The sequence below is a fragment of the Enterobacter sp. SM3 genome (assembly GCF_009811935.2).
Classification (GTDB): domain Bacteria; phylum Pseudomonadota; class Gammaproteobacteria; order Enterobacterales; family Enterobacteriaceae; genus Enterobacter; species Enterobacter asburiae_D.
Map to the genome: position 1 here is coordinate 378,084 of NZ_CP099971.1, position 22,846 is coordinate 400,929.

The window sequence follows — 22,846 nt, forward strand, 5'->3', positions numbered from 1 at the left end:
GAACGTGCTACGCAACTATCAAAGTGCAGCATGGAAATGGTACACTCGCGCGTTTACACTATTAAGAAACGTATTCAGGAGACACGAACATGGCCAGCAGAGGCGTAAACAAGGTGATTCTCGTCGGTAATCTGGGCCAGGACCCGGAAGTACGCTACATGCCGAGTGGTGGCGCAGTTGCCAACATTACGCTGGCTACTTCCGAATCCTGGCGTGATAAAGCGACCGGTGAGATGAAAGAGCAGACCGAATGGCACCGCGTAGTGCTGTTTGGCAAACTGGCCGAAGTGGCCGGTGAGTATCTGCGTAAAGGTTCTCAGGTTTATATCGAAGGCCAGCTGCGTACCCGCAAATGGACCGATCAGTCCGGTGCTGAGAAGTACACCACTGAAGTTGTGGTTAACGTGGGCGGTACCATGCAGATGCTGGGTGGCCGTCAGGGCGGTGGTGCACCAGCAGGTGGCGGCCAGAGCCAGCAGCAGGGCGGTTGGGGTCAGCCTCAGCAGCCGCAGGGCGGCAACCAGTTCAGCGGCGGCGCACAGTCTCGTCCGCAGCAGCAGTCTGCTCCGGCGCCGTCTAACGAACCACCAATGGATTTCGACGACGACATTCCGTTCTGATTTCCGAGTGCTTAAAACAAAAAACCCAGACCATGGTCTGGGTTTTTTTATTCCGTAAGGGATCAGGTAATCACCATCGGCCAGTCTGGCGGCGTGTGGCTCATCGCCTCAACCATCACCACTTTAATATTTTCCCAGACGGCGGCGATATCCAGTAGGGTGATGCCAAGCAGACCCGTTGCAAACCAGCAGGCCGCACCCAGCCCCAGCAGCGTACTGATTACAGCAAGACCCGCATAGTCAGATTTACGAAACTGAATATTCAGCGTGCTGGCTAAAAACATCAGTACCGCACTCAACAAAGGCCAGCGCAGGAGAACCATGCTGGTAGTAATGGTTGCCATAAAACCCATCCTCTACAAAACAGACGAACTGAATGAAACGGTGTTTCTCGTTACAAAATATGTGTGAACTATATCACATTTGTTGATTTATTCGCCAGCCTCTGTGCGAGCAAAAAGAGGATTTTATTCCTCTGGAAAGGCGATTGTGCAGGCTGGTTCTGCCTTCGGCGCATGAGGGGATGGACCCACAGCGTGCCGGAAACGCCCACCGGGCAGGTGGGAATACCGCAAATTCGGTTTTTATAAGCGGGGCGTTATTCTCAGCCGAAGCTGAAAATATTGTGCGAAGTCTGATTATTTATAAATCAACGAGCACAATAACCCAGAGCAAATAGCATAAAACGTCATGAGGAAGTTGTACTTTTTTCATGCTGTCAGACGTTTGGCTTAATCAACGATCGTCTGTTGTGTTATCTTCCCGCCTGCCCCTGCGGGCTGGATAATTATTTTCCTTAATTGAAACGGAACGAATACTTACAGTTTAACTTACGGGAAAATATTATCGTCATAACGAAATTTAAGATTTTTAATACGAAAAGTCAGTTGCTAACTTCGCATGATTCATGCAACGTAATCACCTGTTTAACAAAGCATCCGGCCTTCATTACTACAGGCGTACAACATGCAGGGATATAGGGCGGGAAATGAATCGTAGCGCGCGGCGCAAAATGCTCAGGGTAGTAGGGATCATCATGGTAGTTATGCTGCCGGTGATGCTTGCGCTATGGTTTGCCCAGCTACGAGCCGTGTCTGAAACAAGCGCCCAGCTAAGGACATTTGCTGAACTGGCTTTAGACAAAACAGAACTGGTTATTCAACAGGTTGAGCTGGCCCGGGACGAGGCTGAAAAATATCAGGGTGAGCTTTGCACGCCGGGACATCGTCAATATATGCTGAACGTTGTTCGTGGCCGCCTGTTTGTCGCCGATTTAATTTACGCTGAAGGTCAGAATTTTCTTTGTTCGACCGTTTTTACACCGGATCACCCCTACGCCATTCCTGTTGCTAATTACACGCGTAAACCTGACGTCGCTATCTATTATTATCGCGATACCCCATTTTATACTGGCTATAAAATGACATATATGCAGCGCGGAAATTATGTGGTGGTCGTCAACCCGCTTTCATACAGCGAAGTCATGTCTGCGGATCATTCTCTCTCGTGGGGCGTGTACGACACGGTAACCAATGCTTTCTTTTCCGTCAGCCAGAAAGCCAATGTTTCTTTATTAAATTCGATGATTCGGGATAAGGAATCGGTATTTCAAAAAGATAACCGCTTTTATACGATCGTAACATCCCCTAAAAGACCTATTGCGGCCATTGTGTCGACATCGAATAAACGCTTTTATGAAACGCTTTATCACCAGGCGACGTTGACGCTGCCGCTGGGCATGATCTGCAGCATTATTATTTTGCTGGTATGGTCCCGTACCCATCGTGAGCTCAACTCGCCGGGGCGCTTACTGCACCGGGCGCTGAACAAACGACAGCTTTGCGTGCACTATCAGCCGATTATTGATATCAAGAACAACCAGTGCGTGGGCGCGGAGGCGTTGTTACGCTGGCCTGGTTTTAACGGGCAGGTGATGAGCCCGGCGGAGTTTATTCCGCTGGCGGAAAATGAGGGGATGAGCGAGCGGATTACGGACTATGTCGTTGAAGAGGTGTTCAACGATCTGGGCCATTTCCTGGCCGAGCACCCGCATCTCTATATTTCGATTAACCTGTCGGCCACGGATTTCCACTCCTCGCGGCTGATCGCCATGATCTCCGACAAGGCTCGCCACTACGCCGTCCGTGCGCAGCAAATCAAAATAGAAGTGACGGAACGCGGTTTTATCGATGTGCCAAAAACCACGCCGGTGATTCAGGCTTTCCGTCAGGCAGGTTATGAAGTCGCGATCGATGACTTCGGTACCGGCTATTCGAACCTGCACAACCTCTACTCGCTGAACGTGGATATTCTGAAAATCGATAAATCATTTATCGATACCTTAACGACCAACAGCACCAGCCACCTGATCGCTGAGCATATTATCGAGATGGCGCAAAGCCTGCGGCTGAAAACCATTGCGGAAGGGGTAGAGACGGCAGAGCAGGTAAGCTGGCTGCTGAAGCGCGGCGTCCAGTTTTGTCAGGGATGGCACTTCGCGAAAGCGATGCCGCCCCAGGAATTTATGACCTGGCAGCAGCAGCCATTGCACTGAGGGTAATTAATTCAACTGGTGGCGATAGTCGCTCGGCGTGCGGTCAAACTCGCGGCGAAACACGCGGGAAAAGGTTTGTTGCGATACATAGCCAAGATCCATCGCAATATCAAAAATGGGCCGCTGCGTTGAGCGTAGTGCCTGCGCCGCCAGCAGCAGTCTGCGCTGGCGAATGTACTCACCCAGCGTCTGATGCATGACCGTGCGGAACATTCTCTGTAAATACCATTTCGAATAGCCCGACTTTTTAGCGACCACATCAATGTTCAACGGTTGGTCGATATGTTCATCAATCCATTCAATAAGCGTCTGAATAATCTGCTGATGCGACATAAGGTTGCCCCTCTGTAGATACAACTATCTCGGTTAATTCGTCGTTTTCTCTGCGGGGGAGTATAATTCCTCAAGTTAACTTGAGGTAAAGAGGTTTTATGGAAAAGAGATTGCCGCGAATTAAAGCGCTTTTAACCCCCGGTGAAGTGGCAAAGCGAAGCGGCGTTGCGGTATCGGCGCTCCACTTCTATGAAAGCAAAGGGTTAATCAAGAGTATCCGTAACGGGGGCAACCAGCGTCGCTATACCCGCGACGTGCTCCGCTACGTGGCGATTATCAAAATTGCGCAACGAATCGGAATTCCCCTGGCCACGATCGGCGAGGCGTTTGGCGTGCTGCCGGAAGGTCACACGCTTAGCCCGAAAGAGTGGAAAGAGCTGTCATCACAGTGGCGTGAGGAGCTGGACAGGCGTATTCATACGCTGGTCGCCCTGCGCGACGAGCTGGATGGCTGTATCGGCTGCGGCTGCCTGTCGCGTAGCGATTGTCCGTTGCGTAACCCCGGTGACCGGCTGGGCGAGCAGGGGACGGGGGCGCGGCTGCTGGAAGAGGATTGAGCGTGCGTGTAGCCCATTCGCCGGGTGGCGCTTCGCTTACCCGGCCTACCAGACCGTAAAATGTAGGCCGGGTAAGGCGCAGCCGCCACCCGGCAAAATCCCCGCATACATAAAGAACTAAAGCGCCACATAAGGGCGCTTTAGTTTTTCCCGGTCTTTGTCTTTCACTCTATCCCGCTGGTTCACGGGAGGGTTTCCCCCGACGTCAGTACCCCTCGTGTCGAGCTGGTTGGTGAGGTTCCGGATTGTGCTGACACTTTAATTCTATGCAAGACCCGTTTTTTCGCCAGCCTTGCTGACCGTTTTTTCGACGAATTTTTTTCGCGGTGTTGTTCAATTTTCTATAGTTAAAAAGTATGAATAACAGGAGAAAACCATGCTCACGGTACACCACCTTAACCAGTCGCGCTCGCACCGCGTGATTTGGGCGCTGGAAGAACTCGACCTGCCTTATGAGATCGTTCACTACCAGCGCGAAAAGAACATGCTGGCACCGGAGGCTCTCAAAAAGGTGCATCCGTTGGGCAAATCACCGGTCATCGAAGATAACGGACTGATCCTTGCGGAGTCGGGCGCCATTCTGGAGTATCTCCAGGAAACGTACGATCCCGAGTCACGCCTAAAGCCTTTAGATCCGGCGCATAAGGTGCAATACCGCTTCTGGCTGCATTACGCCGAAGGATCGCTGATGCCGCTGCTGTTAATGAAGCTGGTCTTCAACAGTCTCGGCAAGCCGCCGGTGCCGTTTGGTATCAGAACCCTGGGCAAAGCGCTGGGGCAGGGGGTGCAGAAAGCCTATCTCAACCGTCAGCTTGAAACCCATGCGCGCTTTATTGAGTCACATCTTGCCGAAAACAGCTGGTTTGCCGGGGATACGCTCAGCATGGCCGATATTCAGATGAGCTTTCCGATCTTTGCCCTGCTGGCGCGCGGAGGTATCGCTAATCTGCCGCATATTCAGGCATGGAAGACAAAAGTTGAGAGCAGCCCTGGCTGGCAAAGAACCCTGGAGCAAGGGGGGCCGTTATCTATCCCCGGCGAGGATTGAAATGTAAACAAATTGCGCATAGACGATAACGTTTGCGCATCCTCTGTTTATTTCTTCAGCGTCATAAGTGAATTTTAGCGAAAAACGAGAAAGTTCAGTTGAAAAGGGCGGGGATTACGCTAGATAATCGTTTGCCTTAATTTGACCACCCGTTTGTAAGCGCGGAGCTAAACGTTTGCTTTTTTTGTGACGCCCTTTCGTCACAAACGCAACACAAGGATTTGACGTTCAGCTGGCAGTGGCGTCTCCACCTCGCTTACGGACTTCCTAAAAAACTCTCAGGGGATGTTTTCTATGTCTACGCCATCTGCGCGTACTGGCGGTTCACTTGACGCCATGTTTAAAATTTCGGCTCGCGGCAGCACCGTGCGCCAGGAGATTGTTGCCGGTTTGACAACGTTTCTGGCGATGGTTTATTCCGTCATCGTTGTGCCGGGCATGCTGGGCAAAGCAGGCTTCCCGCCAGCGGCCGTCTTTGTGGCGACCTGCCTCGTGGCCGGTGTGGGCTCCATCGTGATGGGCCTGTGGGCGAACCTGCCGCTGGCGATTGGTTGCGCCATCTCTCTGACCGCGTTTACCGCGTTTAGCCTGGTGCTGGGTCAGCACATCAGCGTACCGGTTGCACTGGGTGCCGTGTTCCTGATGGGCGTGCTGTTTACCGTGATTTCCGCAACCGGCATCCGTAGCTGGATTTTGCGCAACCTGCCGCAGGGCGTGGCGCACGGTACCGGTATCGGTATCGGCCTGTTCCTGCTGCTGATCGCCGCCAACGGCGTTGGTCTGGTCATCAAGAACCCGCTGGACGGTCTGCCGGTGGCGCTGGGCCATTTCGCCAGCTTCCCGGTGATCATGTCGCTGATCGGCCTGGCGGTGATTATCGGTCTGGAAAAACTGAAAGTCCCGGGCGGCATTCTGCTGACCATTATCGGCGTTTCTATTGTCGGCCTGATTTTCGATCCAACCGTACACTTCTCCGGTATCTTCGCCATGCCGTCGCTGAGCGATGATAAAGGCAACTCCCTGATTGGCAGCCTGGATATCGTTGGCGCGCTGAACCCGGTGATCCTGCCAAGCGTGCTGGCGCTGGTGATGACCGCCGTGTTTGACGCGACCGGTACCATTCGTGCGGTGGCCGGTCAGGCGAACCTGCTGGATAAAGACGGTCAGATTATTGATGGCGGCAAAGCGCTGACCACTGACTCCCTGAGCAGCGTCTTCTCTGGCCTGGTGGGCGCGGCGCCTGCGGCGGTGTACATCGAATCCGCAGCGGGTACGGCGGCAGGCGGTAAAACCGGCCTGACGGCGATCACCGTCGGCGTGCTGTTCATGCTGATCCTGTTCCTCTCTCCGCTCTCCTATCTGGTTCCAGCGTATGCGACCGCACCGGCGCTGATGTACGTTGGCCTGCTGATGCTGAGCAACGTGGCGAAAATCGACTTTGCAGACTTCGTGGACGCGATGTCCGGCCTGATTACCGCGGTCTTCATCGTGCTGACTTGTAACATCGTGACCGGCATTATGATCGGTTTCGCGTCGCTGGTGATTGGTCGTCTGGTTTCCGGTGAATGGCGCAAGCTGAACGTTGGCACCGTGGTTATCGCCGTTGCGCTGGTGGCGTTCTACGCGGGCGGCTGGGCAATCTAAGTTGTCCTTTGATGCGAAAACGGGTGGCTGAGGCCGCCCGTTTTTATTTTCAGGACTCATCCCGTTGCCTTTTGCGTTACTCTGGAGAAGATAGAATAAAAGGCACGACGCCTTAGGTTTGGCTTTTAAGCAACACAGCAAACAGGGAACGCATGGAAATCTTCTTCACAATACTCATCATGACCCTTGTGGTCTCGCTATCCGGGGTAGTTACACGCGTACTGCCCTTTCAGGTCCCCCTGCCATTAATGCAAATTGCCATCGGCGCGCTGCTGGCGTGGCCGACGTTTGGCCTGCACGTGGAATTTGACCCCGAACTGTTCCTCGTACTGTTTATCCCGCCACTGCTGTTTGCCGATGGCTGGAAAACGCCCACGCGCGAATTCCTTGAGCACGGGCGCGAGATCTTCGGCCTGGCGCTGGCGCTGGTGGTGGTCACCGTCGTCGGGATTGGTTTTCTGATCTACTGGGCGGTGCCGGGCATTCCATTAATACCGGCTTTTGCGCTGGCCGCCGTACTGTCGCCAACCGATGCCGTGGCGCTGTCCGGCATTGTGGGTGAAGGCCGTATTCCGAAGAAAATCATGGGGATTTTACAGGGTGAGGCGCTGATGAACGACGCCTCCGGCCTGGTCGCCCTGAAGTTTGCCGTGGCCGTTGCGATGGGCACGATGGTCTTTACCGTCGGCGGTGCAACGCTGGAATTCTTCAAGGTAGCGATTGGCGGTATTCTCGCAGGCTTCGTGGTGAGCTGGCTGTACGGCCGCTCATTGCGCTTCCTCAGCCGCTGGGGCGGCGATGAACCCGCTACGCAGATCGTACTGCTGTTCCTGCTGCCGTTCGCCTCTTATCTGATTGCCGAGCATATCGGCGTGTCGGGCATTCTGGCAGCGGTGGCGGCAGGGATGACCATCACCCGCTCCGGCGTAATGCGCCGCGCGCCGCTGGCCATGCGCCTGCGTGCCAACAGCACCTGGGCCATGCTGGAATTTGTCTTTAACGGCATGGTGTTCCTGCTGTTGGGCCTGCAGCTGCCGGGCATTATGGAATCCTCGCTGGTGGCGGCCGAAGCCGACCCGAACGTTGAGGTCTGGATGCTGTTTACCGACATCGTGCTGATCTACCTGGCGCTGATGCTGGTGCGTTTCGGCTGGCTGTGGACGATGAAGAGATTCAGCGTGCGCTTCCTGAAGAAAAAGCCGATGGAGTTCGGCTCGTGGACAACGCGTGAGCTGCTGATCGCCTCTTTTGCGGGCGTACGCGGGGCGATCACTTTGGCCGGTGTGCTCTCCATTCCGCTGCTGTTGCCTACGGGAGACGTTTTCCCGGCGCGCTACGAGCTGGTCTTCCTGGCGGCGGGCGTGATTCTGTTCTCCCTGTTTGTCGGCGTGATTATGCTGCCGATTTTACTCCAGCATATTGATGCCGGTGATTCGACCCAGCAGCATAAAGAAGAACGTATTGCCCGGGCGGCGACTGCCGAAGTGGCAATTGTCGCGATTCAGAAAATGGAAGAGCGTCTGGCCGCGGATGCGGAAGAGAACATCGACAATCAGCTGCTGACGGAAGTCAGTTCCCGCGTGATTGGTAACCTGCGCCGCCGAGCGGACGGGCGTAACGATGTGGAAAGCTCGCTGCAGGAGGAGAACCTGGAGCGCCGGTTCCGCCTGGCGGCGCTGCGCTCCGAGCGCGCCGAGCTGTATCACCTGCGCGCCACGCGGCAGATCAGCAACGAAACGCTGCAAAAGCTGCTGCACGATCTGGACCTGCTGGAAGCGCTGTTGATAGAGAATCAGTAGTGCTGTTTTGCCCGGTGGCGCTGCGCTTACCGGGCCTACCTTCGAACCGTAGGCCGGGTAAGGCGAAGCCGCCACCCGGCACTATTCAGACCGCACCCAAAACCCCTCACAACACTGCAGCCAAGCCTGTGCGCTCTGCGATAAATACACCCCTTCACGCCAGATCATCCCCAGCTGCCAGTGCAGGTCGCTCTCCAGCGGGATCCAGCGCAGCGTGTTTTTATCCAGACGCTCGCAAATCGGCTGCGGCAGAATGGCAATTCCCACGCCTGCCTGCACCATCGCCGCCAGAAAATCCCACTGACCGCTGCGCACCGCAATGCGCGGCTTGACGTTATGGTGGCTAAACAGCGTCATCAGCTGGCGGCTGAGGGCAAAGTCTTCGTTGTAGATCAGCAGAGGGTGCTCGCCGAGCAGTTCAGGCTTCACCGAGTCTCGCTTCAGCCAGTCGCCGGAGCGGGGGACCAGCACGCACAGCGGGTGGCTAAAGAGCGGAAGTGTCGCCAGACCACTCTCCTCCTCAACGGGAAGGGCGGTCATTGCCACGTCGAGCTCGCCGTTGGTGACGGCCTGCTGGACGGTTAACCCACCAAACTCCGAAATCTTCAGCTCAATGCCGGGATAACGCTGGCGAAACAGGCTAATCGGCCCGGCCATCATCATCCCCACCATTGGCGGAATGCCGAGGCGAAGGACCCCTTTCGTCAGATGATTAATATCGTCCAGCTCCGCTTCCAGCTGGCGGAACTCCGCCAGAATCGCCAGCCCGCGCTCGAACACCACGCGTCCGGTGTCGGTCAGCAGCAGCTTGCGCCCGTCGCGGATCAGCAGGGTACAGTTCAGCTCGTCTTCGAGGTTTTTCAGCATCTTGCTGATAGTCGGCTGGGTCACAAACAACTTCTCCGCTGCGCGGGTAAAACTTTGCTGACGAACCACTTCGACAAAATAGCGCAGCGTTCTTATGTCCATGATTATTCCTCGAAACTATACCTTCGATGATTTTAATTCATTTCAGTCCACTCCGTGCGGTCTCTATACTGGCGCCTCGTCTCATTTTTGAGGAAACCCTCCATGGCCGTGGCGTTAAGCCGTGTTACGCCTGCCGTTGTGCAACGACTCCAGGTCCCGGTTCAGGTACTGCTCTACGCGGGACTGTTTGTTTTCGCGGAATATCTTGTCGGCTGGCTGCATCTGCCGCTGCCTGCCAACCTGGTGGGGATGCTGCTGATGCTGACGCTTATTCTGTGTCGCGTGATCCCCCTGAACTGGGTGCGTGCAGGCGCTCGCTGGCTGCTGGCGGAGATGCTGCTGTTTTTTGTGCCTGCCGTGGTGGCGGTGGTGAACTACGCGCAGCTGCTGATGGTCGACGGCTGGCGAATCTTTGCCGTTATCGCGCTGAGTACGATGATGGTGCTGGGGGCGACCGCCTGGGTGGTGGATAAAGTGTATCGCTTTGAAATCAGCAGGCAGAAGCATGACTAACTTTCAGATCAGCGTCTTGTGCCTGATTGCCACGCTAATTATCTACTTTACCAACAAGCGGCTGTATCGCCGTTTCCATGCCCTGCCGCTGATGCCGCTGGTCTTCACGCCGATCCTGCTGGTGATGATGCTGGTCTTCGGCCATATCTCCTGGCAAAACTACATTGGTGAATCCCACTGGCTGCTGTGGCTGCTCGGCCCGGCGACCATCGCGTTTGCCGTCCCCGTTTATGACAACCTGGCGATTATCAAACGCCACTGGATGTCGCTCAGCGCGGGCGTTGTCACCGCCACGGTGGTGGCGGTGTGCAGCTCCGTCTGGCTGGCGCGGCTGTTTACCCTGTCCGATGAAATTCAGCGCAGCCTGGCCGTGCGTTCGGTGACCACGCCGTTTGCGCTGGCGGCGGCTAAACCGCTCGGCGGGCAGCCGGATCTGGTGGCGCTGTTTGTTGTCGTGACGGGTGTGTTCGGTATGGCGGTCGGCGATATGCTATTCCTGCGCTTGTCGATCCGTGAAGGGATGGCAAAAGGGGCAGGGTTTGGCGCGGCGTCGCACGGGGCGGGCACGGCACGTTCGTATGAGCTGGGGCAGCAGGAGGGCGTTGTCGCGAGCCTGGTGATGATGCTTTCGGGCGTGGTAATGGTGCTGATTGCGCCGCTGGTGGCGTGGGTGATGTTCTAAGCTCCCCGGCCAGATTGACCGGGGAGAAAGGCTTAGTGCGCGCGGCCCTGCTCAACGCCGAGACCGGTTTGTGAGCGGATAAACTGGGCGCGGAATTTCTCACGCTCCAGGTTACCCTCCGGCGAATTGTCGGTAGCGGAGAAGAACCAGATGCCGATAAACGCCACGGCGATAGAGAACAGCGCCGGGTATTCATACGGGAAGATGGCGCTTGCGTGACCGAGGATCTGCACCCAGATGGTTGGGCCCAGAATCATCAGGATCACCGCCGTCAGCAGCCCCAGCCAGCCGCCAATCATTGCGCCACGGGTGGTCAGTTTCGACCAGTACATGGAGAGCAGGATGATCGGGAAGTTACAGCTTGCCGCAATCGAGAAGGCCAGCCCCACCATAAAGGCGATGTTCTGCTTCTCGAACAGAATGCCTAACAGAATCGCTACAACGCCCAGCACCAGCACGGTGATTTTCGAGACCTTCAGCTCATCGCGCTCGCTCGCGCCTTTGCGGATGACGTTGGCGTAGAGGTCATGCGACACCGCAGACGCGCCGGCCAGCGTCAGCCCTGCAACCACCGCAAGAATAGTGGCGAAGGCCACGGCGGAGATAAAGCCGAGGAACAGGTTACCGCCCACCGCGTCGGCCAGGTGCACCGCCGCCATGTTGTTACCGCCAATCAGCGCGCCCGCCGCGTCTTTAAACGCCGGGTTCGCCCCCACCAGCATGATCGCGCCAAAGCCGATGATAAAGGTCAGGATATAGAAGTAACCCATGAAACCGGTGGCGTAGAAGACGCTCTTGCGCGCTTCACGCGCATCGCTCACGGTAAAGAAGCGCATCAGGATATGCGGCAGACCTGCGGTACCGAACATCAGGCCGAGACCCAGCGAGAGCGCGGATATCGGGTCTTTCACCAGCCCGCCCGGGCTCATGATCGCTTCCCCTTTCGGGTGGACCGCCATCGCTTCGGTGAACAGGTTATTGAAGCTGAAGCCGACGTGCTTCATCACCATAAAGGCCATAAAGCTGGCGCCGAACAGCAGCAGGACGGCTTTGATGATCTGCACCCAGGTGGTCGCCAGCATGCCGCCGAACAGGACGTACATCACCATCAGCACGCCAACCAGCACCACCGCGATGTGGTAGTTGAGGCCGAACAGCAGTTGGATCAATTTACCCGCGCCCACCATCTGCGCAATCAGATACAGCGCCACCACCACCAGCGAGCCGCAGGCGGAGAGGGTGCGAATCGGCCCCTGTTTCAGGCGATACGAAGCCACGTCTGCGAAGGTATAGCGGCCCAGGTTACGCAGGCGCTCGGCAATCAGGAACAGGATGATCGGCCAGCCGACGAGGAAACCGAGAGAGTAGATCAGGCCGTCATAGCCGGAGGTGTAGACCAGCGCGGAGATCCCGAGGAACGAGGCCGCGGACATAAAGTCACCCGCAATCGCCAGCCCGTTCTGGAAGCCGGTAATGTTGCCGCCTGCGGTGTAGTAATCGTTACGTGAGCGCACGCGTTTCGACGCCCAGTACGTAATGTACAGCGTCAGCACCACGAAAATCAGGAACATGATAATCGCCTGCCAGTTGGTTGGCTGGCGCTGGACCTCGCCGGTAATGGCATCCGCCGCGTTGGCAGCAAAGGGAAGTGTGGCGGCAAGCGCCGTCAGAACTCGCTTCATGATGCTTTTACCTCTTGCAGTACTGCTTTATTAAGACGATCGAATTCACCGTTCGCGCGCCAGACGTAGACGCCGGTCAGCAAGAATGAAATCACAATCACGCCAATGCCAATCGGAATGCCGCGCGTCACGCTGGTCCCCTCGTGCAGCGGGGTGCCCAGCCAGTGTGGGGCAAAGGCGATCAGCAGAATAAAGCCGACGTAGATAACCAGCATGATGATGGAAAGGATGAAGGCAAACCGTTGCCGCTTATCGACGAGCTCCCTGTAGTGCGCACTATTCTCTATCTGCTGACAAATATCGTTATTCATCACAGAGTCTCCAAAGGTAAGGTTGGTTTGTTTTATCCCCTCTCCCCTATGGGGAGAGGGTTAGGGTGAGGGGAGAGGGAGAAAAGATTACGATGGCATTGCGATGGCCTGCTTCTCTTCGAGCAGTTTTTCCACCACGCCAGGATCCGCGAGCGTTGAGGTATCGCCGAGGTTGCTGGTGTCTCCTGCCGCGATTTTGCGCAGGATACGACGCATAATTTTGCCGGAGCGGGTTTTCGGCAGCGAGTCGGTCCAGTGCAGCACGTCCGGCGTCGCCAGCGGGCCAATCTCTTTACGTACCCAGTTGCGCACCTCGGTATACAGCTCTGGCGACGGCTCTTCGCCGTGGTTCAGGGTGACATAGGCGTAAATCGCCTGGCCTTTGATGTTGTGCGGAATACCGACAACGGCGGCTTCGGCAATTTTCGGATGCGACACCAGCGCCGATTCAATCTCAGCGGTGCCCAGACGGTGGCCGGAAACGTTCAGCACGTCGTCCACGCGCCCGGTTATCCAGTAATAACCGTCTTCGTCACGGCGCGCGCCGTCGCCGCTGAAATACATGTTTTTAAAGGTCGAGAAGTAGGTCTGCTCGAAGCGATCGTGATCGCCGAACAGGGTACGCGCCTGACCCGGCCAGGAGTCTGTGATCACCAGGTTGCCTTCGGTGGCGCCTTCCAGCGGGTTGCCTTCGTTATCCACCAGCGCAGGCTGCACGCCGAAGAACGGACGGGTTGCGGAACCAGCCTTCAGCTGCGTGGCACCCGGCATCGGGGTGATCATGAAGCCGCCGGTTTCGGTCTGCCACCAGGTGTCCATCACCGGGCATTTCTCGTTGCCGATTTTCTTCCAGTACCACTCCCAGGCTTCCGGGTTGATTGGCTCACCCACGGAACCGAGGATGCGCAATGAAGAACGGTCCGTGCCTTCGATGGCTTTATCGCCTTCCGCCATTAATGCGCGGATCGCCGTTGGTGCGGTGTAGAGAATGTTGACCTGGTGCTTGTCGACCACCTGACACATACGCGCCGGGGTCGGCCAGTTTGGTACGCCCTCAAACATCAGCGTTGTTGCGCCACAGGCCAGCGGGCCGTACAGCAGGTAGCTGTGTCCGGTGACCCAGCCCACGTCGGCGGTGCACCAGTAGATATCGCCCGGATGGTAGTCGAAGACGTATTTGAAGGTGGTAGCCGCATAGACCAGATAGCCGCCGGTGGTGTGCAGCACGCCTTTCGGCTTACCGGTTGAGCCGGAGGTATAAAGAATGAACAGCGGATCTTCTGCGTTCATCTCTTCCGGCTGATGCTGGTCGCTCGCTTTTTCAATCAGGTCGCTCCACCACAGGTCGCGCCCCTCGTTCCAGTCGATTTTGCCGCCGGTACGCTTCAGGACGATGACGTTACTGACCGTTTTGACGTTCGGGTTTTTCAGCGCTTCGTCGACGTTTTTCTTCAGCGGGATACCGCGTCCGGCGCGCACGCCTTCATCGGCGGTGATCACCAGTTTTGAACTTGAATCGACAATACGACCCGCAACCGCCTCTGGCGAGAACCCGCCGAAAATCACCGAGTGAATCGCGCCGATACGCGCGCACGCCAGCATGGCCACCGCCGCTTCCGGCACCATCGGCATATAGATAGCGACTACGTCGCCTTTTTTAATGCCTTTTTCCAGCAGGACGTTGGCGAAGCGGCACACGTCGCGGTGCAGCTCTTTGTAGGTAATGTGTTTGCTTTGCGAGGCGTCATCGCCTTCCCAGATGATGGCCGTCTCGTTCCCGCGCTCGGCAAGGTGACGATCAAGGCAGTTCGCCGCCAGGTTCAGGGTGCCATCTTCATACCATTTAATGGAGACATTGCCGGGCGCAAAGGAGGTGTTCTTCACCTTCTGATAAGGTTTGATCCAGTCAAGGATATGGCCCTGATCACCCCAGAAGGTGTCTGGGGCGGTGATAGATTGCTGATATTTCTCGTGGTACTGCTCCGGGGTGATCAGGCAACGGTCCGCAATATTTGCGGGAATGTCATGTTTGTGGATTTGGCTCATGGCTTTTTTTCTCCTTGTAAGATGTTAATAATATGTCGCAAAAACGTTAATTGTAGGGGCTTTACAAGCTTTGTTTAGTATTTGGGCTACAGATCACGCATTGTTTGAAGAGTATGAAAAATGAGCGAATGAAACTTTGAAGGAAAATAATTTATGCTGACGATTATTCACATTTATGTTTAAAAAAGCGTTTTTATAACAAAAGGTTATTTATCAGAATTAGAACAAACTCCCGTCATCGTCGCTTTTGTGAGTGAAACGCGTCGTTCTTTAAGGCTTGCGCAACAGGTCGCGCAAATGATACTCATACGCCGCGTTAAAAAATCCCATAAACCAACGCAACACAATTCATACCCTTTCAGTATGTCTCCATATTCATGCAGTTTGAGTGAATAAGGCGCTTCATTGAGGAAGTCAGTTTCTATGAAAAACGTTAAAGTCAGCCTTGCCTGGCAGATCTTAATCGCCCTTGTGCTGGGCATCTTGCTGGGCAGCTACCTTCACTATCACAGCGACAGCCGCGAATGGCTGATTGCGAACCTGCTTTCACCGGCAGGGGATATCTTTATTCATCTGATCAAGATGATTGTGGTACCGATTGTGATCTCGACGCTGGTGGTCGGTATTGCGGGCGTCGGCGATGCGAAGCAGTTAGGCCGTATTGGTGCGAAAACCATTATCTATTTCGAAGTGATCACTACGGTGGCGATTATCCTCGGTATCACGCTGGCGAACGTGTTCCAGCCGGGTTCCGGGATTGATATGTCGCAGCTGGCCACGGTGGATATTTCGAAATACCAAAGTACGACCGCTGACGTGCAGAGCCACGCGCATGGCCTGATGGGCACTATCCTGTCGCTGGTGCCGACCAACATCGTGGCGTCGATGGCGAAGGGCGAGATGCTGCCTATCATCTTCTTCTCGGTGCTGTTTGGTCTGGGACTCTCTTCACTGCCAGCGACGCACCGTGAGCCGCTGGTGACCGTGTTCCGCTCTATCTCCGAAACCATGTTTAAAGTGACCCATATGGTGATGCGCTACGCGCCGGTAGGGGTGTTTGCGCTTATTGCCGTCACCGTGGCGAACTTCGGTTTTGCCTCCCTGTGGCCGCTGGCGAAGCTGGTGCTCCTGGTGCACTTCGCCATCCTGTTCTTCGCGCTGGTGGTGCTGGGGATCGTGGCGCGCCTGTGCGGGCTGAGCATCTGGATCCTGATTCGTATCCTGAAAGATGAACTGATTCTGGCGTACTCCACGGCAAGCTCTGAGAGCGTGCTGCCGCGTATCATTGAGAAGATGGAAGCCTACGGCGCGCCTGCCTCTATTACCAGCTTCGTGGTACCGACCGGCTACTCCTTTAACCTGGATGGTTCGACGCTGTACCAGAGTATCGCCGCTATCTTTATTGCGCAGCTGTACGGCATTGACCTGTCGCTGTGGCAGGAGATCGTCCTTGTACTGACGCTGATGGTGACGTCCAAAGGTATTGCAGGCGTTCCGGGCGTCTCCTTCGTGGTGCTGCTGGCCACGCTCGGCAGCGTCGGTATTCCGCTGGAAGGTCTGGCATTTATCGCCGGTGTGGACCGTATCCTCGACATGGCGCGTACGGCGCTGAACGTGGTGGGGAATGCCCTGGCGGTGCTGGTTATCGCCAAGTGGGAACACAAATTCGACCGTAAAAAGGCGCTGGCGTATGAACGCGAGGTGCTGGGTCGTTTTGATAAGACGGCTGACCAGTAACATCCTAAGCCCGGTGGCGCTGCGCTTACCGGGCCTACGGGTTTTGTAGGCCGGGTAAGGCGAAGCCGCCACCCGGCACTTTATTCTCCGCTTAACGCATCAAACTCTTCGCATCCCGTATCAAACCCTTCCGTACAGCTCAGGTTCAACCAGTAGAGCGCTTTCTGTTTATTTGGCGTGATAAAGCCTTTCTCGCCCTGCCTGAACAACATCCCTGCCCAGTACTCGGCGTAGCCCGTACGTGAGAGTGCTGAACTGCGCTTAAACCACGAGGCAGCCTGCACATCGTCCTGGGCCACTTCAACGCCGTTGGCATAAATCAACCCCAGCAGCAGTTGCGCATCAACCGCGGAGTCGTTGTCGATATCCTCGGTCGCCGTTTGCAGCAGTTTAATGGCCTGCGGATAGTCGGTTTTCCCCGCCTGGGTGTTCACCAGCACGCGCGCCAGCATGATTGCGCCACGTTTGCTGCCCGCGATAGTTGCCTGCTGCGCCAGTGCTTTAGCCTGCGCATAATTTCCCTGGGTAAAGAGGATTTGCGAGAGCAGCCCCATGGCGTCGACGTCGCCGCCTTTAGCGGCTTTCTCGGCCCACAGCGCTGCCTGCTTGCTGTCACCGGAACTGAAGTACGTATCGGCAAGATAATACTGGGCGCGGGCGTCACCCGCTTCAGCCTGTTCTTTATACTGGCTGCCTATCTCATCCGCGCGGGCGAAAGAGGTTAAAAAGAATAACAACAGAAAAATGGGTTTCATGGATTCTTATCATCTGGGTACACGCCGCGCAGTATAATCGCGGTGGCGGAAGAAAAAAATGGGTGCATTAAGACCTCAGCATCCTACAAGCCGGGCGGAACCCTTTTTTCGCCCGTAGAGGTTAGCCTGCGTTGCAGGCTAATTTAGCCGCCACCTCCTGATGTTCACTCTTTATTGAAAACTCGCAGAGCCTGCCGCGAGTAATAAAGGTAAAGATCACTATCGTCAGGCAGATAATAAAGACGATGCCTAACGCAGTTTTTAATGGCGTCATGCCTTTTACTCCTTGTGTAAAAAAGAATAAGAGGCTACTCTCAACCTGTTGGTAGTTGAGGGAGTAGCCTCGGGTAAATGAAAATTTCCCGGGGCTTCTTACTTTCTGTCCCTCAACAATGCTCAAGACAGAAAGTCTTAAGCACCCGCCGCACATCTTATCCCTCTGAATTAAAATGCAAAGATGTAATTCTTTTTCGCGAGAATTACATTATTTCTGCGAGCCGCTTTCCAGAATAACAATTGATATTTTTAATGTGTTAAGCGGAAATAAAAAGGGAGTGAATATCTCACTCCCTTTGTTCATCATTTAATTAACGGCATCAACCCATTGCGCTTTCACGCAGTCGGGCTTTCAGCTTGTTATATTCGTCGATCACATACTGTTCCGCTGCGTGTTGATCCGCAATCGGCTCCACGCGCACGGCGCAGTATTTATACTCCGGCGTTTTGGTTATCGGGCTTAAGTTCTCCGTCACCAGCTCGTTACAGGCGCCAATCCACCACTGGTAGGTCATATAGACCGCCCCTTTGTTCGGACGATCGCTGACCTGCGCGCGGGTGATGATCCGCCCTTTGCGCGAATTCACCCACACCAGCGCTTCGTCCTCAATACCAAGGCGCTTCGCGTCGGCGGTATTGATTTGCGCATAGCCCGGTTCGTCCGCCAGCGCCGCCAGCGCGGCGCAGTTGCCGGTCATCGAACGACAGGAGTAGTGGCCCACTTCACGCACGGTGGAGAGCACCATCGGATACTCGTCGGTGAGCTTATCGATCGGCGCGACCCAGTCGCAGGTGAAGAACTGCGCCAGCCCGTTCGGGGTGTCGAACTTCTCTTTAAAGAGATACGACGTCCCCTGGTCGGCTTCGGACTCATCGCGGCACGGCCACTGGATGTACCCCAGCTCACCCATTTTTTCATAGGTTGCCCCATAAAAGTCCGGACACAGACTGCGCAACTCGTCCCAGATCTCCTGAGTGTTGTTGTAGTGCATCGGGTAGCCCATGCGGGTGGCGATTTCGCTGATGATCTGCCAGTCCGTTTTCAAATCCCACTTCGGCTCGACCGCTTTAAAGAAGCGCTGGAAGCCGCGGTCCGCCGCCGTGTAGACGCCTTCATGCTCGCCCCAGGAGGTCGACGGTAGAATCACATCCGCCGCCGCCGCGGTTTTGGTCATGAAAATATCCTGGACAATCACCAGCTCCAGATCCTCAAACCCTTTGCGTACCGCAGACAGCTCGGCGTCGGTCTGGAGCGGATCTTCACCCATGATGTAGGCCGCACGCACTTCGCCGTGCGCCGCGCGGTGCGGCAGCTCGCTGATGCGATATCCGGTGTGTTCCGGCAGGCTTTCCACGCCCCAGGCTTTCGCGAACTTGGCGCGGTTTTCCGGGAACTTCACGTACTGGTAGCCCGGATAGGTATCCGGCAGCGCGCCCATGTCGCAGGCGCCCTGGACGTTATTCTGACCGCGTACCGGGTTGACGCCAACGTGCGCCTTGCCAAGATTTCCCGTCAGCATGGCGAGGCTGGTCAGGGAACGCACGGTTTCCACACCCTGGTAGAACTGGGTCACGCCCATGCCCCACAGGATGGCGGCGGTTTTCGCCCCGGCATACATCCGTGCCGCCTGGCGAATCTCCTGCGCGCTCACGCCGGTTATCGTTTCCACCGACTCTGGCGTATAGCCTTCGACGATTTTCCGATATTCTTCAAAGCCTTCCGTACGGGTCGCGACAAACGCCTGGTCGTACAGGTTCTCCTCAATAATGACGTGCCCCATTGCGTTCAGCAGCGCGATGTTCGAGCCGTTTTTCAACGCGATGTGCATATCCGCAATGCGCGCAGTTTCAATTTTGCGCGGATCGCAGACGATGATTTTCGCCCCATTCTGCCTGGCGCGAATAACGTGGTTCGCGACGATAGGGTGAGAATCCGCCGGGTTATAGCCGAAAATAAACACGAGATCGGTATTATCTATCTCGTTGATGGCATTACTCATTGCGCCGTTACCGACCGACTGGTGCAGACCTGCAACCGATGGGCCGTGTCAAACGCGAGCGCAGCAGTCGACGTTATTGGTTCCAATAACGGCGCGCGCGAATTTTTGCATCACATAGTTAGTTTCATTCCCCGTCCCGCGTGAAGAGCCGGTGGTCTGAATCGCATCCGGGCCATATTTGGCCTTGATAGCGCTAAGGCGCGTAGCGACGTAATCCAGCGCCTCGCTCCAGCTGACGGCTTCCAGCTTGCCGCCGCGCTCGCGGCGGATCATTGGGGTTTTCAGGCGCGGGGTGAGGATTTGGGTATCGTTAATAAAATCCCAGCCGTAGTAACCTTTCAGGCATAGCGTGCCCTGGTTGGTTTTCCCCTGTGCGGCCTCCGCCCGGACGATTTTGCCGTTATCGACCACCAGGTGGATCTTGCAACCTGAGGCACAATAAGGGCAAACCGTGACGACTTTTTTCATCAGTCTGCTCCAGTTAATCGAATCATTCGCACCCACTATGCAGCTTCTATGCCATGTTTTTCGTATGGGTATACCCTGACTTTACGGTTCATTCGCGGTGAAAACCCTGACAAAAAACAGCCAATCGTCAAAATTGACGTGTCGACAGGGCAGCGGATGTGACATGGGTTGAATTTCCGTCACTGAAAAAACCATTTGACTGGAGCCGACGGCAGAATGGTTCAGACTTAACATAATCCCCTGACGGAAGCATACGATGAAACCGGCGATTCTGGTGGTAGATGACGATACGGCAGTCTGCGAACTGCTTCAGGACGTGCTGAGCGAGCACGTCTTTAGCGTGCTTGTCTGCCATAACGGCCAGGATGCACTGCGGCAGGTACAGCAGGAGCCGAATATCGCGCTGGTGCTGCTGGATATGATGCTGCCGGATATCAACGGCCTGCAGGTTCTGCTGCAGCTGCAAAAGCAGCGGCCGGCGCTACCGGTTGTGATGCTAACCGGGCTGGGGAGTGAGTCAGACGTGGTGGTGGGGCTGGAGATGGGGGCCGACGATTATATTGGCAAACCGTTCAACCCGCGCGTGGTGGTCGCCCGTGTTAAAGCGGTATTGCGCCGTACCGGCGTGCTGGCTGCTGAAGTCCCGGCAGCGCCCGTGGCGGGCATTGCTTTTAACGGATGGACACTCGATACCACCCGCTGCGAGCTGAGCGATCCGCAGCGCAATCCTGTGCCATTAACCCAGGGCGAGTACGGCCTGCTGCTGGCGCTCACGCAAAATGCCCGTCGGGTACTGAGCCGTGACCGGCTGCTTGAGCTGACCCACAGTGAAAGCGCCGACGTGTTCGACCGCACGATTGACGTGCTGATCATGCGCCTGCGCCGGAAGATCGAGGCTAACCCGCATCAGCCAGCGCTCATCAAAACCATCCGTGGGCTGGGCTATGTGTTTGCCTCCGACGTTTCCCATAGCGAGAAAGCGGCCTAGGTATTCTCTTTGATAAACAGCTGCAGTTCGGCCAGCGTTTTTGCGCCGTCAATCGCGTTGGCGGCCAGCAGGCTTGCCCGCGCGCAGGCGTGCGCCAGATAAATGCTCTCCGTGAGCGGCAGCGATTCATGGCAACCGTATAAAAACCCCGCGCAAAACGCATCGCCCGCGCCGACGCTGCCGACAATGTCTTTCTGCTCCAGTAACCATGATGGGATCCAGCGGCCTTGCTCACCCGGTGCTTCACCCCACGCGCCTTCCGGGCAGTGGATCACCACCCGCTGGCGAACGCCTGCCGCCAGCAGCTGCGCGGCGGCATCGGCGATATGGGCGATATTCAGCGCATCGTCGCCGTCGCGCATCTCAAGCCCGCTAAACTCCCCGGCTTCCAGCTCGTTAATCACCAGATAATCCAGATGACGCAGGGCAGGGAGCACCAGCGGCTGGTAGCGCGGGTCGCCCTTGCGGGACACCAGATCGAGCGAGGTTTCATACCCCTGGTCGCGCATCTGTGCCAGCAGCCGCGCGCTGCGGGTGCCGAACTCGTCATCGGGCATATCCAGGCTGTCGAGCAGCAGCAGGTAGCCGAGATGGAAGATCTTCATCGATTCGTCTAAGCGATCAAAGGCGGGAAGATCCAGCAGGCGGTTGGCGCCCGGCGAGTGGAAAAAGGTGCGCTGTCCGCTGGGATCGGTCATCACCTGCGACATGGAGGTCGGTGCAAAGGTGGTGCGCTGCACGCGCTGGCGGTTGACGTGGTACTGGTCGAGCATCGCCAGAATGTAATCCCCGTCGCCGTCTTCGCCAATCAGCCCCACCGCCTGCAGCGGCAGTCCAACGTGCATTTTGGCCAGCGTCAGCAGCACGTTGAGCGGCGCGCCGCCGGTTGAGCGTTCGCTGTGGGTGATTTCCGCCAGCCAGCCGCGCTCCGGCCACTGCACGATCTGGTGGACGTGATCCACCAGCATATTGCCTGCGGCGATGATGCCTTTGCGTTCCATTATGCCTGCCCCGCGCTGCCGAAGATGCGCATCTGTTCGGCGACCGTATCCGTTATCGCCTCTTCTATCCCCAGCAGCAGCTCGGCAAATTCATCGTACAGCGGCTGGCGGTTCGCCATGCGCTGCTCAACGGCGGCAAGCGCGGCCTGCGACATGCCGGTATAGAAGTTGATTTTATGAATGCCCAGCTCGATGGCGCGGCGGAAATCGGCATCGCTAATCCCGGAGCCGCCGTGTAAAACCAGCGGCAGCCCCGTCTGCTGGCGAATGGCGTCCAGACGGGGGAAATCGAGTTTCGGCTCGCCCTTGTATTTGCCGTGCGCGTTGCCGATGGCAACCGCCAGCGCGTCGATGCCGGTCTTATCGACAAATTCGCGCGCCAGCTGCGGGTCGGTAAAGAACGCTTCGTCCGCATGCCCGTAAAGCGCGCCGCCTTCATCACCGCCGACCGCGCCCAGCTCCGCCTCTACCGACACGCCCACCGCGTGGCACATCTTCACCACCTCCCGCGTCTGGCGAATGTTTTCCTCGTAGCTCAGCGTCGAGCCGTCGAACATCACCGAGCTGAACCCCAGGCGCAGGGCGCGCACCACCGCCTCGAAATGCAGGCCGTGGTCGAGGTTGAGCACCACGGGAATATCGTGGCGGGCGGCCTCGAACTTCACCGCTTCGACAAGCGAATCCAGGGAGACGTACTTAAAATGCACTTCGGCGATGTTGATGATAAACGGCGAGCGTTCCTGCTTCGCGGCGGCGAACAGCGCGCGCAGGAAGTGGGAGTCGAGCACGTTAAACGCGCCCAGCGCGTAGCGATGCGTCCTGGCGTGCTCCAGACCGTCGGCAAGAGAAATCAATGGCATCAT

21 protein-coding genes are annotated in these 22,846 nt (G+C 56.3%); 10 read left to right on the forward strand and 11 right to left on the reverse strand.

The features are described from left to right. Nucleotides 1–89 precede the first annotated feature (89 nt). Nucleotides 90–620 (forward strand): single-stranded DNA-binding protein SSB1, encoded by a 531-nt coding sequence (gene ssb1, locus GVO84_RS01650; protein ID WP_023310055.1) that lies wholly within the window; start codon nt 90–92, stop codon nt 618–620. A 62-nt stretch (nt 621–682) separates the two neighbouring features. On the opposite strand, the gene GVO84_RS01655 is transcribed toward ssb1, so the two are convergent. After that, nucleotides 683–964 carry a YjcB family protein gene (locus GVO84_RS01655; RefSeq protein WP_008503385.1) on the reverse strand — a complete coding sequence of 94 codons (282 nt, stop codon included), beginning with the start codon at nt 962–964 and terminating at the stop codon, nt 683–685. Between the two features lie 644 nt (nt 965–1,608). On the opposite strand from GVO84_RS01655, the gene GVO84_RS01660 reads away from it, so the two are divergent. Next, on the forward strand, nt 1,609–3,174 hold the full coding sequence (locus tag GVO84_RS01660; protein ID WP_111964200.1) for an EAL domain-containing protein: 1,566 nt from the start codon (nt 1,609–1,611) through the stop codon (nt 3,172–3,174). A gap of 6 nt (nt 3,175–3,180) precedes the next feature. Here the strand turns inward: GVO84_RS01660 and soxS are convergent, their stop codons facing one another. Continuing rightward, on the reverse strand, nt 3,181–3,507 hold the full coding sequence (gene soxS / locus GVO84_RS01665) for a superoxide response transcriptional regulator SoxS (RefSeq protein ID WP_013095071.1): 327 nt from the start codon (nt 3,505–3,507) through the stop codon (nt 3,181–3,183). 98 nt (nt 3,508–3,605) lie between these two features. Here soxS and soxR point away from each other — a divergent pair, with 98 nt between their 5' ends. From soxR to GVO84_RS01685, 4 genes are all read left to right on the forward strand, one after another. Then, entirely contained in the window at nt 3,606–4,064 is a 459-nt protein-coding gene (gene soxR, locus GVO84_RS01670; protein ID WP_023331806.1) for a redox-sensitive transcriptional activator SoxR, read from the forward strand. A 376-nt stretch (nt 4,065–4,440) separates the two neighbouring features. After that, nucleotides 4,441–5,112, forward strand: coding sequence for a glutathione S-transferase family protein (locus GVO84_RS01675; RefSeq protein WP_159515336.1), 672 nt, complete (start codon nt 4,441–4,443; stop codon nt 5,110–5,112). Nucleotides 5,113–5,406: 294 nt separating this feature from the next. After that, on the forward strand, nt 5,407–6,756 hold the full coding sequence (gene ghxP, locus GVO84_RS01680) for a guanine/hypoxanthine transporter GhxP (RefSeq protein WP_029740208.1): 1,350 nt from the start codon (nt 5,407–5,409) through the stop codon (nt 6,754–6,756). A 152-nt stretch (nt 6,757–6,908) separates the two neighbouring features. After that, nucleotides 6,909–8,555, forward strand: a complete 1,647-nt coding sequence (locus tag GVO84_RS01685) for a Na+/H+ antiporter (protein ID WP_029740207.1) — start codon at nt 6,909–6,911, stop codon at nt 8,553–8,555. A gap of 81 nt (nt 8,556–8,636) precedes the next feature. Here the strand turns inward: GVO84_RS01685 and GVO84_RS01690 are convergent, their stop codons facing one another. Then, nucleotides 8,637–9,524, reverse strand: a complete 888-nt coding sequence (locus GVO84_RS01690; protein WP_159515337.1) for a LysR family transcriptional regulator — start codon at nt 9,522–9,524, stop codon at nt 8,637–8,639. A 102-nt stretch (nt 9,525–9,626) separates the two neighbouring features. Between GVO84_RS01690 and GVO84_RS01695 the strand changes: the two genes are divergently transcribed. Then, nucleotides 9,627–10,037 (forward strand): CidA/LrgA family protein, encoded by a 411-nt coding sequence (locus GVO84_RS01695; protein ID WP_159515338.1) that lies wholly within the window; start codon nt 9,627–9,629, stop codon nt 10,035–10,037. After that, complete coding sequence (locus tag GVO84_RS01700; protein ID WP_159515339.1) at nt 10,030–10,719, forward strand: LrgB family protein; 690 nt, start codon at nt 10,030–10,032, stop codon at nt 10,717–10,719. The genes GVO84_RS01695 and GVO84_RS01700 overlap by 8 nt, the downstream gene beginning before the upstream one ends. A gap of 32 nt (nt 10,720–10,751) precedes the next feature. Here GVO84_RS01700 and actP read toward each other — a convergent pair whose 3' ends face one another. The 3 genes from actP to acs form a co-directional block, all read right to left on the reverse strand. Then, nucleotides 10,752–12,401, reverse strand: coding sequence for a cation/acetate symporter ActP (gene actP, locus GVO84_RS01705; RefSeq protein WP_121426247.1), 1,650 nt, complete (start codon nt 12,399–12,401; stop codon nt 10,752–10,754). Next, nucleotides 12,398–12,712, reverse strand: a complete 315-nt coding sequence (locus GVO84_RS01710; protein WP_023310065.1) for a DUF485 domain-containing protein — start codon at nt 12,710–12,712, stop codon at nt 12,398–12,400. Before GVO84_RS01710 ends, actP begins: the two co-directional genes overlap by 4 nt. An 87-nt stretch (nt 12,713–12,799) precedes the next feature. Further along, nucleotides 12,800–14,758: an acetate--CoA ligase gene (acs, locus tag GVO84_RS01715; protein WP_159515340.1), complete on the reverse strand. Its 1,959-nt coding sequence runs from the start codon at nt 14,756–14,758 to the stop codon at nt 12,800–12,802. 423 nt (nt 14,759–15,181) lie between these two features. Here acs and gltP point away from each other — a divergent pair, with 423 nt between their 5' ends. Then, nucleotides 15,182–16,495: a glutamate/aspartate:proton symporter GltP gene (gene gltP / locus GVO84_RS01720; protein ID WP_023310067.1), complete on the forward strand. Its 1,314-nt coding sequence runs from the start codon at nt 15,182–15,184 to the stop codon at nt 16,493–16,495. Nucleotides 16,496–16,575: 80 nt separating this feature from the next. Here gltP and GVO84_RS01725 read toward each other — a convergent pair whose 3' ends face one another. The 3 genes from GVO84_RS01725 to fdhF all read right to left on the reverse strand — a co-directional run bounded on the left by GVO84_RS01725 (nt 16,576) and on the right by fdhF (nt 19,994). Further along, nucleotides 16,576–17,250 (reverse strand): tetratricopeptide repeat protein, encoded by a 675-nt coding sequence (locus tag GVO84_RS01725; RefSeq protein ID WP_121426249.1) that lies wholly within the window; start codon nt 17,248–17,250, stop codon nt 16,576–16,578. 121 nt (nt 17,251–17,371) lie between these two features. Continuing rightward, a complete protein-coding gene (locus GVO84_RS01730) occupies nt 17,372–17,524 on the reverse strand; it encodes a Hok/Gef family protein (protein ID WP_042719158.1) in 153 nt (50 codons plus the stop codon). Between the two features lie 322 nt (nt 17,525–17,846). Next, complete coding sequence (gene fdhF, locus GVO84_RS01735; RefSeq protein WP_159515341.1) at nt 17,847–19,994, reverse strand: formate dehydrogenase subunit alpha; 2,148 nt, start codon at nt 19,992–19,994, stop codon at nt 17,847–17,849. A 256-nt stretch (nt 19,995–20,250) separates the two neighbouring features. Between fdhF and GVO84_RS01740 the strand changes: the two genes are divergently transcribed. After that, on the forward strand, nt 20,251–20,982 hold the full coding sequence (locus GVO84_RS01740; RefSeq protein WP_159515342.1) for a response regulator: 732 nt from the start codon (nt 20,251–20,253) through the stop codon (nt 20,980–20,982). On the opposite strand, the gene GVO84_RS01745 is transcribed toward GVO84_RS01740, so the two are convergent. Continuing rightward, the gene (locus GVO84_RS01745) at nt 20,979–21,983 is read right to left on the reverse strand and encodes a carbohydrate kinase family protein (RefSeq protein WP_159515343.1); all 1,005 of its coding nucleotides are present in this window, start codon (nt 21,981–21,983) and stop codon (nt 20,979–20,981) included. The genes GVO84_RS01740 and GVO84_RS01745 overlap by 4 nt on opposite strands. Beyond that, a complete protein-coding gene (locus tag GVO84_RS01750; RefSeq protein ID WP_159515698.1) occupies nt 21,983–22,843 on the reverse strand; it encodes a ketose 1,6-bisphosphate aldolase in 861 nt (286 codons plus the stop codon). Before GVO84_RS01750 ends, GVO84_RS01745 begins: the two co-directional genes overlap by 1 nt. Nucleotides 22,844–22,846 lie beyond the last annotated feature (3 nt).

What these genes read in the sequence shown, in the direction of transcription:
- ssb1 (WP_023310055.1), top strand. Translation starts at nt 90, where the DNA reads ATGGCCAGCAGAGGCGTAAACAAGGTGATTCTCGTCGGTAATCTGGGC.
- GVO84_RS01655 (WP_008503385.1), bottom strand. Translation starts at nt 964, where the DNA reads ATGGCAACCATTACTACCAGCATGGTTCTCCTGCGCTGGCCTTTGTTG.
- GVO84_RS01660 (WP_111964200.1), top strand. Translation starts at nt 1,609, where the DNA reads ATGAATCGTAGCGCGCGGCGCAAAATGCTCAGGGTAGTAGGGATCATC.
- soxS (WP_013095071.1), bottom strand. Translation starts at nt 3,507, where the DNA reads ATGTCGCATCAGCAGATTATTCAGACGCTTATTGAATGGATTGATGAA.
- soxR (WP_023331806.1), top strand. Translation starts at nt 3,606, where the DNA reads ATGGAAAAGAGATTGCCGCGAATTAAAGCGCTTTTAACCCCCGGTGAA.
- GVO84_RS01675 (WP_159515336.1), top strand. Translation starts at nt 4,441, where the DNA reads ATGCTCACGGTACACCACCTTAACCAGTCGCGCTCGCACCGCGTGATT.
- ghxP (WP_029740208.1), top strand. Translation starts at nt 5,407, where the DNA reads ATGTCTACGCCATCTGCGCGTACTGGCGGTTCACTTGACGCCATGTTT.
- GVO84_RS01685 (WP_029740207.1), top strand. Translation starts at nt 6,909, where the DNA reads ATGGAAATCTTCTTCACAATACTCATCATGACCCTTGTGGTCTCGCTA.
- GVO84_RS01690 (WP_159515337.1), bottom strand. Translation starts at nt 9,524, where the DNA reads ATGGACATAAGAACGCTGCGCTATTTTGTCGAAGTGGTTCGTCAGCAA.
- GVO84_RS01695 (WP_159515338.1), top strand. Translation starts at nt 9,627, where the DNA reads ATGGCCGTGGCGTTAAGCCGTGTTACGCCTGCCGTTGTGCAACGACTC.
- GVO84_RS01700 (WP_159515339.1), top strand. Translation starts at nt 10,030, where the DNA reads ATGACTAACTTTCAGATCAGCGTCTTGTGCCTGATTGCCACGCTAATT.
- actP (WP_121426247.1), bottom strand. Translation starts at nt 12,401, where the DNA reads ATGAAGCGAGTTCTGACGGCGCTTGCCGCCACACTTCCCTTTGCTGCC.
- GVO84_RS01710 (WP_023310065.1), bottom strand. Translation starts at nt 12,712, where the DNA reads ATGAATAACGATATTTGTCAGCAGATAGAGAATAGTGCGCACTACAGG.
- acs (WP_159515340.1), bottom strand. Translation starts at nt 14,758, where the DNA reads ATGAGCCAAATCCACAAACATGACATTCCCGCAAATATTGCGGACCGT.
- gltP (WP_023310067.1), top strand. Translation starts at nt 15,182, where the DNA reads ATGAAAAACGTTAAAGTCAGCCTTGCCTGGCAGATCTTAATCGCCCTT.
- GVO84_RS01725 (WP_121426249.1), bottom strand. Translation starts at nt 17,250, where the DNA reads ATGAAACCCATTTTTCTGTTGTTATTCTTTTTAACCTCTTTCGCCCGC.
- GVO84_RS01730 (WP_042719158.1), bottom strand. Translation starts at nt 17,524, where the DNA reads ATGACGCCATTAAAAACTGCGTTAGGCATCGTCTTTATTATCTGCCTG.
- GVO84_RS01740 (WP_159515342.1), top strand. Translation starts at nt 20,251, where the DNA reads ATGAAACCGGCGATTCTGGTGGTAGATGACGATACGGCAGTCTGCGAA.
- GVO84_RS01745 (WP_159515343.1), bottom strand. Translation starts at nt 21,983, where the DNA reads ATGGAACGCAAAGGCATCATCGCCGCAGGCAATATGCTGGTGGATCAC.
- GVO84_RS01750 (WP_159515698.1), bottom strand. Translation starts at nt 22,843, where the DNA reads ATGCCATTGATTTCTCTTGCCGACGGTCTGGAGCACGCCAGGACGCAT.